At 28.6% G+C, this 14,166-nt stretch carries 11 protein-coding genes and 1 other annotated feature; all 11 genes read right to left on the bottom strand.

All coding sequences use genetic code 11. The annotated features are described in order from the left end of the window. Positions 1-37: 37 nt before the first annotated feature. Complete coding sequence (locus ACRDDY_RS07625) at positions 38-2,392, bottom strand: endonuclease MutS2 (RefSeq protein WP_438564351.1); 2,355 nt, start codon at positions 2,390-2,392, stop codon at positions 38-40. Between the two features lie 3 nt (positions 2,393-2,395). Further along, positions 2,396-4,741, bottom strand: a complete 2,346-nt coding sequence (locus tag ACRDDY_RS07620; RefSeq protein WP_438564350.1) for a DUF3656 domain-containing U32 family peptidase — start codon at positions 4,739-4,741, stop codon at positions 2,396-2,398. Between the two features lie 44 nt (positions 4,742-4,785). Continuing rightward, on the bottom strand, positions 4,786-6,573 hold the full coding sequence (gene zapA / locus ACRDDY_RS07615) for a cell division protein ZapA (RefSeq protein ID WP_438564349.1): 1,788 nt from the start codon (positions 6,571-6,573) through the stop codon (positions 4,786-4,788). 132 nt (positions 6,574-6,705) lie between these two features. After that, positions 6,706-9,087 carry a phenylalanine--tRNA ligase subunit beta gene (gene pheT, locus ACRDDY_RS07610; RefSeq protein WP_438564348.1) on the bottom strand — a complete coding sequence of 794 codons (2,382 nt, stop codon included), beginning with the start codon at positions 9,085-9,087 and terminating at the stop codon, positions 6,706-6,708. A gap of 25 nt (positions 9,088-9,112) precedes the next feature. Continuing rightward, on the bottom strand, positions 9,113-10,132 hold the full coding sequence (gene pheS / locus ACRDDY_RS07605; protein ID WP_438564347.1) for a phenylalanine--tRNA ligase subunit alpha: 1,020 nt from the start codon (positions 10,130-10,132) through the stop codon (positions 9,113-9,115). Between the two features lie 56 nt (positions 10,133-10,188). After that, positions 10,189-10,409, bottom strand: a binding site (T-box leader). Positions 10,410-10,467: 58 nt separating this feature from the next. Beyond that, entirely contained in the window at positions 10,468-11,250 is a 783-nt protein-coding gene (locus ACRDDY_RS07600) for a TrmH family RNA methyltransferase (RefSeq protein ID WP_438564346.1), read from the bottom strand. A gap of 16 nt (positions 11,251-11,266) precedes the next feature. Then, a complete protein-coding gene (locus ACRDDY_RS07595) occupies positions 11,267-11,935 on the bottom strand; it encodes a potassium channel family protein (RefSeq protein ID WP_438564345.1) in 669 nt (222 codons plus the stop codon). Between the two features lie 13 nt (positions 11,936-11,948). Further along, entirely contained in the window at positions 11,949-13,295 is a 1,347-nt protein-coding gene (locus ACRDDY_RS07590; protein WP_438564344.1) for a TrkH family potassium uptake protein, read from the bottom strand. Positions 13,296-13,397: 102 nt separating this feature from the next. Continuing rightward, positions 13,398-13,757 (bottom strand): 50S ribosomal protein L20, encoded by a 360-nt coding sequence (gene rplT, locus ACRDDY_RS07585; protein WP_438564343.1) that lies wholly within the window; start codon positions 13,755-13,757, stop codon positions 13,398-13,400. A 27-nt stretch (positions 13,758-13,784) separates the two neighbouring features. Continuing rightward, a complete protein-coding gene (rpmI, locus tag ACRDDY_RS07580; protein WP_438544156.1) occupies positions 13,785-13,982 on the bottom strand; it encodes a 50S ribosomal protein L35 in 198 nt (65 codons plus the stop codon). A gap of 22 nt (positions 13,983-14,004) precedes the next feature. Next, the coding region (locus ACRDDY_RS07575; protein ID WP_438564390.1) for a translation initiation factor IF-3 C-terminal domain-containing protein at positions 14,005-14,166 on the bottom strand (162 nt) is incomplete at its 5' end.

Below are 14,166 nucleotides of genomic sequence, written 5' to 3'. Positions count from 1 at the left end.
GCGAATATTTTTCGCGTTTTTTAAGAAATAGTAAATTTTATTTTAAATTTACTATTGTAACTCCATCTCCACCTTCACCATAAACTCCAAGTCTATAGTCTTTAACATGTGGATGTCTTTTAAGCATATCTGTTATAGCTTTCCTTAAAACACCTGTTCCTTTTCCATGAACAATAGTAACTTCTCCTAGATTTCCTCTATATGCATCATCTAAATATTTATCTGTTCTATAACAAGCTTCTTCTGCATCAAGCCCTCTTAAATCTAATCTACTTTCTACAGTCCCTATATTTAGTTTTACTTCCCTCTTCTTCTTAGCTTTAACTTCTTTCTTATTTTCTACTTGTCTTAAATCTTTTGCCTTTACAGAAATTTTCATAATCCCTGCCTCAACTTGTACTTCCCCTTTATTATCAGGTAATGATAATAATATTACATTTTGATTTAAAGAAGGTAAAAATACTTCCATTCCTAAGTTAAACTTATTCAGTTCTTTTCCTTCTACTTTTTCTTTCTTTATTTTACTTTCTTTCTTTTCTAAACTATCTTTTAATTTTTTTCTTTCTTCTTCTAATCTATTTCTTCCACCATTTGAAATACCAAGCTTTTCAAGTTCTCTCATAGCTTTTAATATTTCATCTGCTTCTTCTTTTGCTTCTCTTATAATATCTTTTGCTTTAATTCTAGCATCTTCATAAGTATTTTCTCTAACTACTTCTATTCGCTTTAATTTTTCCTCATATTTAGCTTTAAGATTTTTTGCTTCATTTTTCATATACTCAGCTTCTTTTGCATCTTTATTAGCTTTTATACTTTTTTCTTGAAGTTCACTTATAAGATCTTCAAACCTTCTATTATCGTCTGATACAAATCCTTTTGCCTTTTTTATTACACTTTCACTTAAACCAAGTCTTCTTGATATTTCAAATGCATTAGACTTTCCTGGTATTCCAACAATTAATCTATATGTTGGTTTTAAAGTTTTTATATCGAACTCAACTGATGCATTCACTACATCTTCAGTCTCTAATGCATAACCTTTGAGTTCGCTATAGTGAGTTGTTAAAGCAATTTTAATGCCTCTTCCTTTAAGTTCCTCTACTATTCCCATTGCAAGTGCTGCACCTTCTACTGGATCTGTTCCTGAACCAATCTCATCAAACAAAACTAAATCTCCAATCTTTGCTTCATCTATTATTTTAATTATAGTTGTCATATGTGATGAAAAAGTTGATAAATTTTGCTCTATACTTTGCTCATCTCCAATGGCTGCATATATTTTATTAAACATCCCAATACTAGACCCTTCAGATACTGGTATTAAAATTCCACTTAATGCCATCATATGCATAAGTCCAATAGTTTTTAATGTTACAGTTTTTCCCCCTGTATTTGGACCTGTAATCATAAATGCATTTATGTCTTTATTCATATAAATATCTGATTCAACAACTAATTTTTCATCAATTAAAGGATGTCTTGCATCTCTAAGATTAAAACTTCTATCTTCATTTATTCTAGGCATAGTTCCTTTTATATCTCTTGCATATGCCCCTCTTGCAAAAATGAAATCTAAAATCCCAAGTATTTTATTATTAGCTTTTAATACATCTTTACTCTCAAAAATTTTTAATGAAAATTCTTTTAAAATACGATTAATTTCTGCTTTCTCTTTTAAGGCTAACTCTTTTATTTCATTGTTCAAATTTACAATTTCCATAGGTTCTATAAAAACTGTTGCTCCAGTAGAACTTTGATCATGAATTATTCCATTTACCTTATTTTTAAATTCAGCACGAACTGGTAATACATATCTATCACCTCTCATAGTATATAAATTTTCTTGTAAATATTCTGCTGTACTTCTTACATAACTATTAATTTTATCTCTTACTGAATAATTTCTTGCTTTTAATTCTTTTCTTATTTTATAAAGAGTTTGACTTGCAGAGTCACTTATTTCATCTTCACTTAGAATAGCTTTCTCAATTTCATCTTCTAATCTCTTTACAGGTACAAGAATAGATGCTAAATCTTCTATCTTTTCATGAGTTATTCCTTCTGCTTTAAAGTTTACATACTCTTTAAATTCTCTTACAACTCTAAGCATACTTCCTACATAAAGAATTTCTTCAATACTTAAAGTTCCACCTTTAGCCGCTCTTAAAATAGCCTCATAACAATCTCTTAAACCTTCAAATGGAGCTTTTCCTTTTGAAGATATAATATCTAATGCTTCATTTGTTTCAATCAAAACATTAGTTGCCTCATACTTATTATCATATGGACTTAATTTTTCAACAAACCTTTTTCCATTTGTTGTTTTTGCATAACTTTTTAATATATCTAATACTTTATCAAATTCTAATGCTACACTAGCTTTACTATTCATTTTTTATTCTACACCTCTTCTATAATGTCCCTTAGTAAATTTCTCATCCTCTGGAATTTTATATCCATCTAGATAATCTAGGACTTTTTTTGTTTCCTCAAAGTTTTCATCTGTAAATTCTAACCTTAACACATCTATCCCCAAACTCTTTATATCATCTTTTTCATTTATTAAGTTTATTGGTAAATTATTTAATATATGACTTCTACAAAATATATCTGTTTTTATATTGAATCTTTCATTCATTCTATCAATAAGTGTATAATTTTCTTTTTCACAAGGTTTTGTACACTCACATTTAGAATTTTTACCTCCAAAAGTACTACCAATTGGACAGTACTCACTTATCATTACTTCTGGTTTTCCATAAATAACATAAGCTGCCTTTCCTTTTTTTCCTTTTAAGACTTCTTTAATTTCTTTTCTATTTAACTCTTCACTTATAGTTATTACATCCATATCTTCTGTATAGAACTTAAATGCTTTAGAGTTATATATGTTAAGCTTATAGTCACCTATTATTTCTAGCTCTTCTTTATAAAGATTTATAATACCTAAGTTTGCTGTAAGTATTCCCTTTATATATGGCTTATATTCTTCTATCTTTTTAACTACAACATCAAATTCAGCCTTCACAATACTTGGTAATGCTAAATAAACATTATTAGTCTCACTTAATTCCTTTATATGATTTAACCTTAAACTTTCTCTATTTCTATTAAAAACATCTACTGCAATATTTTGAACTCTATCTTTAACTGCCTCTAATTGCTCTATCTTTGATATTCTAACTAACATATCTAGATTACTTCTATTTTTAATATTTATATCCCTTATCTCTTCAATATTGTCTCTTCTTCTTCTATACTTAGAACATTCACTTTTCATTATTTTTAAGAAAAGCTCTCTTCTTAGTTCATTTAATTCTCCAACTCTCATAAATCCATCATTAAACTCTTCAAATATTACTCTATCTATTTTATATGGATAATCTCCTGATTTAAATAAAGCTTTTTCTATTCTTTCCATATCTAATGGACTTTTTGATGCAAGTTGAACCTCATTACCTTCAACCTCATATTCATTTCCATTAAAGGTAGTTTTTAATTTTACATTTTCTAGTGCTTTAAAATAAACTTCCACTTCTAAAGAAAGTTTTTTATAGTATGGTTTTACAGTTAAACTTAAATCATCAGTTAAAACCTTATTAGACATTCTATAAATTAAATCACCTTTTTTATATTGTGCAGGAAATAACTTAACTTTATCTCCTCTTTTGGCAGTTTTTACTTCATCCCCATTTTTAACTATCTTACTTAGTGAAAATCCTCCATCATTTACTCTCATTCCATCACCTAAGTTAATGTCTTCTTCAAGTAATATTTCTCCGTTCTTTTCTATTTTTCCTATTAACATTCCCGTATTTCTTGGGAATGAGTAACTCATCATGTCGCTTCCAACATTCTTTTTTAAGTAAGCCTTTGAGAATCCTCCTCTATTAAATAACTGAAGAAGTTCTCTCTTTCCTTTTTCCGCATCAAAGCTTTCCTTTTTAAGCTCCTTATCTACAGCTTTTCTATAATTCCTAACCACTCCTGCAACGTATTCTGGTCTTTTCATTCTACCTTCTATTTTTAATGAATATGTTCCACTATTTATTATTCCTTTTACATCTTCTAATGTGCACATGTCTTTAGGTGATAAAAGATATCCTTTTTTCTCATTTGGGCTAATATCCCCTTTTAAAACATATTCCATTCTACATGGCTGTGCACATCTTCCTCTATTTCCACTTCTTCCACCTATCATAGAACTCATTAAACATTGTCCTGAATATGATACGCAAAGTGCACCGTGAACAAACATCTCTGTTTCTATTTTTAAATCTGTAGAAATATACTTAATTTCATCTAATGATAACTCTCTAGATAATACAATCCTATGGAATCCTTTATCATTAAAATAAACAGCCCCCTCTCCATTATGAATACTCATCTGTGTAGATGCATGAATTTCAAAATCTTTATATTTTTCACGAATCATTTCATAAAGACCTAAATCTTGAATTATTAGAGCATCTACTCCTATTTCATAAAGGTATCCTACATATTTAATAGCTTTCTTTAATTCTTCTTCTTTCATTAAAGTATTCATTGTTACATAAATTGATACTCCATAGCTATGAGCATAATCTACTGCAAGCTTCATTTTTTCATTATCAAAATTAGATGCATAAGCTCTTGCTGAGAACTTATCTCCTCCTAAGTATATTGCATCTGCTCCATTGTTTATTGCTGCATAAAGACTTTCCATACTTCCTGCTGGTGCTAAAATTTCTACTCTAGTCATCTTCTTCTCCTGTTTTCCATGTTATTTTCTATTATTTTCTCTAACTATTTATTTTTCACTTTTTTCTTTTTTAATAATACCGGTTGATTTTTACTTTTTTCTACTGCAAGCTCTATACTCTTTTCTCTTAATTTATTCTCTAGATCAACTGCTTTATATTTATATGTTTGAAGAGTTAATCTCATTTCTTTTCCTGACTCAAATAAATTTTTTCTATCATTTTTAAGCTTATCTACACCTTCTTCTAATGCTTTTATCTCTTCATTTTTTTCATCTATTTCTTTTCTTATATTTTTTATTTCACGTCTTCCTTCCTCTTCTTTTAGTAAATTCTTATTTACCTCATCAGAAAGATCGGACTCTAATTCATCTACTTTAATTTTTAATGAATTTTTTTCATCTTTCAGTCTTTCTATATTATCTATTAGCTCTTTTTGTTTATTATTTAAACTATCTATTTCATAATTCAGTGCTTTTATCTCGACTTTTCTTTTTTCAATAGACTCTTCACACTCTTTAATATACTCATTTGATATATTAACCTCATCTTGTAATTCATCTTTTTTAGCTAATACTATATCCATCTCATCTTTTAACGATGCTTTTGAAGTATTTAAAATCTCTATATCACTTTCCAATCTTTGAATCTCTTTACTATTTTCATCAACTTCCTTACTTAAAACACTTATTTTATAATCTTTTTCTTCAATATTTTTCATTAAATCTTTTAATTTATTTTCTTTACCTTCTAATTCTAATTTGAAGTTCTTTTCTATAGTTATTATTTGCTCTTCTAATATTTTCTTACCTTCTTCCTTTTTTTGAATTTCCTTCTCTTTTGAATTTAATTTTTCATTATATTCTCTTGCTAATGCTTCTACTTTTCTAGCATTTTCTTTCTTAAGTTCCTCTATTCTTTTTTCTTTTTCTACTTTTAAATTTCTTATTTCGTTATCTTTTAAAATAGTTAAACTTTTTACATCACTTTCTTTTTCAAACTTTAATTTACTTATTTCTTTATCTTTTTCTTCTCTTAAAGTTTTAATTTCTCTTTCCTTTGATACTTTCATATCTTTAAATTCAAGTTCTTTTTTATTTTTCATTTGCATAGCTTCAGCCTTTAACAGTTCCTCTTTCTTTAAAGCCTCTTCTATGGTAGTTGTTTTTAATTTTATTGTATTCTCTTTTTCAATAAGACCTTTTTCTTTTACTAAAACTTCTTCATTTAACTTCAGTATTTTACTTGTTTTATCTTCATTCTCTTTTAATAAATTTTCTTCATTTTTTTTACTTTTGTTAAGTTCTTTTAAAAGCCTGTCATTCTCTCCTTCTAAAATAACTTTATTATTTGTTAACGCTTTTATTTCCGCTTCTCTATTTTTGATTTTTCCATCTAGAGATTCTCTTTCTTTCTTTTCTATACTTAGTTTATTTTTTAATTCCTCATTCTTCCTTATTAAATCCTCTCTATCCTTCTTAAACCCTACTAACTGACTTTCTTTTGTCTCTCTTAAATTAGCATTCTCCTCTTTAAGATCCTCTATATCTTTTTTTAAATCATCTATTGATTTAAAAAGAGTTGTTTTTTCATTATTTAAATTTTTATTAGTACTTAAAAAATCTACAAGCTTTTTATCTAGTTTATGTAACTCATCTGCCATATTTACACATGCTAATACAGATGCTTGTGATGTACTAAGAACTGGATTCACTCCTAATACTTCCTTTATCTTTCCATCTACATAGGATGCTATTTCTCTTAAGTACTCTTCATTTTCCTTTCCTTTTAAATTATATTCTACCCCATTTATGTTAACAGTTATTTTTTTCATCCCTGATACTCCCTCAATTAAATTTGTTCTACCTTTAATTATATTGTAAATTTGTCATTTTAACAATTATGTTAAGTAAATTTTAATTAAGAACTGGAAAAAACCATCCAAAATCTTGGATGGTTTCATAAATTATCTTAAAATAGCACCTAATTTATATTCTAAAGCTTTTAATATTTTATCATGAACTTTATTAACTTCTTTATCATTTAGAGTCTTCTTAGCATCTCTATACCAAATTGCATAAGCTATACTCTTCTTACCTTCTGGTATTTGCTCACCCTTATAAATATCAAATAATTGAACTTTCTCAACTAAATTTCCACCTGCTTTAACTATTGCATCTTCAATGTCTTGAACTAAAACTTCATCATCTACTAAAAGCGCTATATCTCTAGTTACAGCTGGAAACTTTGGAAGTGGTGTATATTTTTTATCAGTTACTGAATTATCATATATAGCGTCTAAATCTAATTCAGCAATATAACATGGTTTATCAATACCAAAGTTTTCACTTACATCTGGATGAACTTCTCCAAATACTCCTGCTTCAATTTTTCTTCCTACAATAAGTTTTGCAGTTTTCCCAGGATGAAAACTATTATTTTCGCTTTCTCTTAAAACTTTAACTCCTTTAACTCCTAAACCATCAATAAGATTTTCAACTACTCCTTTTAAATTTAAGTAATCTACATCTCCATACATTCCTATTGTTAAAATATTTCTCTCAGTTGGAATATCTTCTTCATTCTCTGCTTTTATATATACTTTTCCTATTTCAAAAAGTAAAGCTTCACTATTATTTCTAGTGTAGTTTCTTGCTAAAGATTCCATCATAGAAGCTATAGTTGTTGTTCTCATTATACTATAATCTTCTCCTAGTGGATTCTTAATCTTAACTGCTTCTCTCTTAGTGTCATCTTCTGAAAGACAAATTTTATCAAAAGCTTTTGGTGAGATAAATGAATAACTAATACTTTGATTTAATCCACTAGCTGTCATTATCTCAATAGTTTGTTCATTTAATATTTCATTTCTATATTTAGGTTCTCTTTCTGTTTGAACTTTAAATATAGTTCCCTCAACTTTATTATACCCAAATATTCTAACTACTTCTTCAGCTATATCTTCTTTTATATTTAAATCCACTCTAAATGTTGGAATAGTTACAACTAAATTATCTCCATCAATTACAGTATTCTGATCTAAAGAATCTAAGCATCTTTTCATTTCTTCTTTTGAAATATCTGTTCCTAAGAATTTATTTATCCATTTATAATCAACAGTTATAGTTTTCTCTTCTTTAACTTCATTATAAACATCAATAGTTCCAGTACAAACTTCTCCAGCACCTAATTCACAAATTAATGCACATGCTCTATCAATAGCTATTTCTGCTAAGTTTGGATCTATATCTTTTTCAAATCTTGATGAACTTTCTGTTCTTACACCTAATTTTTTAGAATTAACTCTTATATTAGTTCCTTCAAAATTTGCACATTCAAGAATTATCTCAGTAGTATCTTCTTTAACTTCTGAGTTTAATCCACCCATTATTCCTGCAAGAGCTATAATTTCATCTCCATCTTTTATACATAATGTATCATTAGTTAAAGTTCTTTCTACTTCATCTAATGTTGTAAATTTAACTCCATCATTTGCTTTTTCTATAACAATTTCACCTGATTTTATAAATCTTCTATCAAATGCATGCATAGGCTCCCCAGTTTCAAGCATAACAAAGTTAGTTATATCAACTATATTATTTATAGGTCTTACTCCTGCTTCTAGAAGTCTATCTTGTATCCATTTAGGTGAAGGTCCTATTTTTACATTCTTAATCATTCTAGCCATGTATCTTCTACATAACTTATCATTTACATTAACTTTTAAAATATCATTTATATTATCAGTATTCTTTATTTCAAATTCTAAGCTAGGCATTTTATAACTTGTTCTAAGAGTTGCAGCCGTTTCTCTTGCCATTCCAATCATACTTAAACAATCTGGTCTATTAGATGTTATATCGAAATCTAAAGTTTCTTTTTTAAGTCCTAGATACTCTTTTATTTCTTTTCCAATTGGAGCATCCGTATCTAAAATCATTAATCCATCAACTTCATCTTCACCCTTTAAGCCAAGTTCAGCTTCTGAACAGAACATTCCATTAGATACTATTCCACGTAATTTTCCTTTTTTAATTTCAGTTCCATCTGCAAGTGTTGACTTATGAAGTGCTACGGGAACCTTATCTCCTACTTTCATATTTGTTGCAGCAGTTACTATTTGAAGTAATTCATCTTCTCCAATATCAACTTGGCATACATTTAGTCTTTCTGCTTCTGGATGCTTTTCTATTTCTTTAAATTGACAAACAATAACTCTATTTATTTTATCTCCTTGAACTATGATTCCTTCTAATGCTGAACCTGATAACGTTAATAAATCACCTAATTCTTTAGCATCTACATTTATATCTGCATAATCTTTTAACCAACTATATGGTACTTTCATCTTTTTCCCTCCAATACTTTATCTATTAAAATTGATCTAAAAATCTCATATCACTTTCATATAATAATCTTATATCATCTATTCCATATTTAAGCATAACCATTCTATCTACACCAAATCCAAATGCAAAACCTGAGTACACTTCTGGATCAATATTACAATTTCTTAAAACTTCTGGGTGAACCATTCCACATCCTAAAATTTCTATCCAGCCACTCCCTTTACATACTTTACAACCTTCTCCACCACAAACAAAGCAAGTTGCATCCATTTCTGCTGATGGCTCTGTAAATGGGAAATGATGTGGTCTAAATTTAGTTTTAACATTATTTCCAAACATTTTTTTAGCAAATAACTCTAATGTTCCTTTTAAATCTGCAAAAGTTACACCTTTATCTATAACCAATCCTTCCATTTGATAGAATATAGGTGAATGTGTAGCATCTACATCATCTGATCTATATACTTTTCCTGGCGATATCATTTTTATAGGCAAACTCTGTTTTTCCATAGTTCTAACTTGAACTGGAGAAGTTTGTGTTCTTAATACTAAATTATCATTTATGTAGAAAGTATCTTGTTCACTTCTAGCTGGATGATTTTTTGGTATATTTAAAGCTTCAAAATTGTATTTATCAAATTCTATTTCAGGACCTTCTTCAATAGTAAATCCCATAGATACAAAAATATTTTTCATATTTTCTAAAGTTAAGTCAAGTGGATGTCTTTTTCCAATTTTGGCTTTTTTCCCAGGTAATGAAATATCTATAATTTCATTAGCTAACTTTTCATTTTTTTCTTTATTTTTTATTTCTTTTAAATTTTCTTCAAGGCTTTCTTCTATTTCAAATTTAACCTCATTTACCATTTTTCCTACTAATGGTCTTTCCTCAGGTGATACATCCTTCATACCTCTTAATATAGTTGTAAGCTCACCTTTTTTACCAAGATATTTTACTCTTATTTCTTCAAGTTCATTTGAAGATTTAGCATTTCTTATTTGTTCTAAAGCTAACTCTTTAATGTTTTTAAGTTGTTCTTGCATTTTAAATCTCCTTTCTTAATTACCAATATTTTTGCATAAAAAAAACCGCCCCTAAACAAAGGGACGGAGAATCCGCGTTACCACCCTAATTAGTTTATAAAAACCTCTATAAACTCATCTCGTATAATTTAACGGTTTCCCGCTAGCTACTACTATTTTTTCACAGCTAGAGCTCTAGAGTGAACTTCAGTATATTTACACTTAAAAAAACTTCCAGTCTAAGATTTTTTCTCCCTTAAAGTTAAACTATACCTACTCTCTCCATCATTGCTTTTTTTATTATATTTTACTAAATAAATTATACCTTCCTTTTTATATAATTTCAAGAAAATGTTTTACTTAGTTAGATTTTGTCTTAATTTTTCATAAAGAATGACAGATGTTGCAACACCAACATTTAATGATTCAGATCCACCTGGCATTGGAATTTTAACTTTTAAATTAGATAACTCAAAAATTTCTTTTGATACTCCATTACCTTCATTCCCAACTGTTAATACAACATTTCCACTTAAATCTGCTTTAAAGAAATCATAACTTTCCTCTAACGATGTTGCTATAATTTTATATTTTTTTTCCTTTAATGATTTAATCATTGTAAAATTATCGTCATCCATGTATATATCTACATAAAAAATTGAACCCATTGTTGATCTTATAACTTTTTCGTTATATATATCAACAGTCCCTTTAGTTAAAATAATTCCTGACACTCCTACAGCATGAGCTGTTCTTATAATAGTTCCTAAATTTCCTGGGTCTTGAATTTTATCACAAAGTAAATAAAACCCTCCATTTAAATCTATTTTTCTCTCATCTATCTTAACTATACCACCAATCCCTTGTGGTGTTTCAGTCCCACATATATCTAAAAATAGAGTTTTTGACATTTCAAAAACTCTACCCTTATAATTATATTTCTCTAAAATTTCAAGGACTTTTTCATGAGCTTCATTTATACTTACAATTGCCTCTATAGGTGCTTTAGCTTTTAAAGCTTCCTCTACAAGTCTAAACCCCTCTATAAAGTACTTATTTAATTTATTTCTATTTTTTCTTTCTTTAAGCTTTTTTGCTTCCTTATAGAAATTATTTTCTTTGCTTTCAATATAAATCAAAGTTTCACCTCTAGTCTTAATTTAATTTTATTATCATACCCTCTAGTCTACTTAAATCTTCTGCTGATCCTATTGCAACTAGAATATCTTTTTCATGGATTACATCTTCAGGTGATGGCGATAAGTTTATATCATTACCATTTTTAATAGCCATAACATTTATTCCATATCTACTTCTAAGCTTTAATTCACCTACCGACTTATCATGCCATTCTTTTAACGCTTGAATTTCCATTATACTATAATCTGGTGATAATTCAATATAATCTAATATACTTTCAGATACTAAATTATGAGCTACTCTAATCCCCATATCCTTCTCTGGTAGTATTACTCTATCTGCTCCTATTTTATATAAAACCTTAGCATGTAGATCACTATTTCCTTTTGCTATAATATATTTTATTCCAAGTTCTTTAACTAAAAGAGTTGCCATTACTGATGCTTGAATATTAGATCCAATAGTCACAACTGCTACATCAAAATTTCTAAGTCCTAAGCTTCTCAATGCATTTTCATCTGTTGCATCTAATTGAACTGCATGAGTTACTTTATCTGATATATCTTGGATTAAATCTTCATCCTTATCTATTACCATTACTTCATGTCCTACACTACACAAAGTTTCTGCAACTGAAGAGCCAAATCTTCCAAGTCCAATAACTACAAATTGCTTTCTTGCCATAATTTAATCTCCCCTAACCTATTAATATCTTACCTTCTGGATATTTATGAGTTTGTTTCATTTTATTTCTAACTAATGCTAATGCTACAGTCATAGGACCAACTCTCCCTAAATACATAGTTATCATTATTATAATTTTCCCTATATCATTAAGTCTTTGAGTTACTCCTGTTGTAAGTCCTACTGTTCCAAAGGCTGATGTAGCCTCATATAAAAGATCTATAAAGCTTTCTTTTGGCTGAGTAATTGCAAGCAACATAGTTACTACTATTACTAGTAAAGCCCCTATCATTAATAATGCAAATGCTTTATATACTAAATCTTTTGAAAATCTTCTTCCAAAAGCCTCCGTATCTTCTCTTCCTTTTATAACACAAATAACAGTAAGTATAATTATCCCAAAAGTTGCTGTCTTAAGGCCTCCTGCTGTTGACCCTGGTGATCCCCCTATAAACATAAGAAGTATAGTTGTAAACTTCCCTGATGTTGTCATTGCATCTGTTGATACACTATTAAATCCTGCAGTTCTTGGTGATACTGATGCAAAAAATGAATTAAGCCATTTTCCACCTACACCCATAGTTCCTATTGTTTCATTATTATTCATTTCAAAAAGAAACATTAATAAAGTTCCTAAAATAATTAATACTACTGTAACTAAAATAACAATTTTAGAATGAACTGAAAATCTTTTTAGTCCTTTATAATTATAAACTTCAAGCCAAACAGTAAAACCAAGCCCTCCAATTATAATTAATGCACTTATTGTTAATATAACTACAGGATTATATACATAACTTGTTAAACTACTAAAATTTCCAAACAAATCAAACCCTGCATTACAAAATGCTGATATTGAATGAAAAATACTAAAGTATATTCCTTTTAAAACTCCATATTGAGGTATAAATTGTGTAGATAATAATAATGCACCAAAAAACTGAACTGCAAATGTAAATCCTAAAACATATTTAACCATTTTTACAAGTCCTTGAATGCTAAAAGTATTCATAGCTTCTTGAACTAATAATCTATTTCGTAAAGTGATTTTTTTTCCTAATAATACTGCAATAAACGTAGCAAAGGACATAAAGCCAAGACCGCCAATTTCTATTAATAGCATTATTATTATTTGCCCAAATGTATTGAAATAAGTTCCTGTATCAAGTGTAACTAATCCTGTAACACAGACTGCTGATGTGGATGTAAAAAGTGCATCTAAAAAGTTTGTTGATTCCCCACTTTTAGATGATATTGGCAAGCTTAAAAGAATTGCTCCAATTATTATAACGATTGCAAAACCTAAAGCTAAAACTTGCACTCCACTTAAGTTGATTTTTTTAATAGCCTTTTTTTCCATTAACTCACCTCAAAGTTTAGCCCCTATTTTTTTATTTTATTCATAAAAATTTAATTTAAAAATATATAAAGAAAATGCGACCTAAGTCGCATTCCTATATAATTAAGCGTTTATTTGTTTTTTCGCTAATTCTACTAAATCAGCGAACGCTTTTGCATCATTGATAGCTATTTCTGATAACATTTTTCTATTTATGTCAACACCAGCTAATTTGATTCCATTCATGAATCTTGAGTATGAAAGACCATTCATTCTTGTAGCTGCATTTATTCTTGTAATCCACAGTCTTCTGTAGTCTCTCTTCTTTAATCTTCTTCCAACATATGCATTTCTTAAAGCTCTTATTACTGATTCATTAGCAGTTTTGAATAACTTGCTCTTTCCACCGTAGTATCCTTTTGCAAGCTTTAAAACTTTTTTATGATTTTTACGAGCATTAACTGCTCTTTTTACTCTTGCCATTCTTTAAAAACCTCCTGTTTCCTAATCTTATAAGTATGGTAATAATTTTTTCATTACTTTTTCTTGTGTACTATCTACGTATCCACCTTTTCTAAGTTTTCTCTTAGTTTTTTGGCTTTTCTTAGTTAGTATATGGCTTCTGAAAGCTTTTCCTCTTTTTAACTTTCCAGTACCTGTCTTTCTAAATCTTTTTGCTGCACCTCTATGTGTCTTCATTTTTGGCATGATAAAATCCTCCTCTCAAGTGTTATGCCTTTTTAGGGGCTAAAACCATTGTCATATTTCTTCCTTCTTTTTTAGGATACTTTTCGATGATACAAACATCTTCAAGCTTTCCAAGGAAGTTATCTAGAATTCTCTGACCTATGTGAGTTAATTCCATTTCTCTTCCTCTAAATCTGACAGTGAT

The organism is Clostridium sp. (assembly GCF_051656525.1).
Classification (GTDB): Bacteria; Bacillota; Clostridia; order Clostridiales; family Clostridiaceae; genus Clostridium.
This window is presented reverse-complemented; position numbering and strand designations above follow the sequence as displayed.

Coding starts and splice junctions, on each gene's coding strand:
- ACRDDY_RS07625 (WP_438564351.1), bottom strand. CDS start 2,392: ATGAATAGTAAAGCTAGTGTAGCATTAGAATTTGATAAAGTATTAGAT.
- ACRDDY_RS07620 (WP_438564350.1), bottom strand. CDS start 4,741: ATGACTAGAGTAGAAATTTTAGCACCAGCAGGAAGTATGGAAAGTCTT.
- zapA (WP_438564349.1), bottom strand. CDS start 6,573: ATGAAAAAAATAACTGTTAACATAAATGGGGTAGAATATAATTTAAAA.
- pheT (WP_438564348.1), bottom strand. CDS start 9,087: ATGAAAGTACCATATAGTTGGTTAAAAGATTATGCAGATATAAATGTA.
- pheS (WP_438564347.1), bottom strand. CDS start 10,132: ATGCAAGAACAACTTAAAAACATTAAAGAGTTAGCTTTAGAACAAATA.
- ACRDDY_RS07595 (WP_438564345.1), bottom strand. CDS start 11,935: ATGGCAAGAAAGCAATTTGTAGTTATTGGACTTGGAAGATTTGGCTCT.
- ACRDDY_RS07590 (WP_438564344.1), bottom strand. CDS start 13,295: ATGGAAAAAAAGGCTATTAAAAAAATCAACTTAAGTGGAGTGCAAGTT.
- rplT (WP_438564343.1), bottom strand. CDS start 13,757: ATGGCAAGAGTAAAAAGAGCAGTTAATGCTCGTAAAAATCATAAAAAA.
- rpmI (WP_438544156.1), bottom strand. CDS start 13,982: ATGCCAAAAATGAAGACACATAGAGGTGCAGCAAAAAGATTTAGAAAG.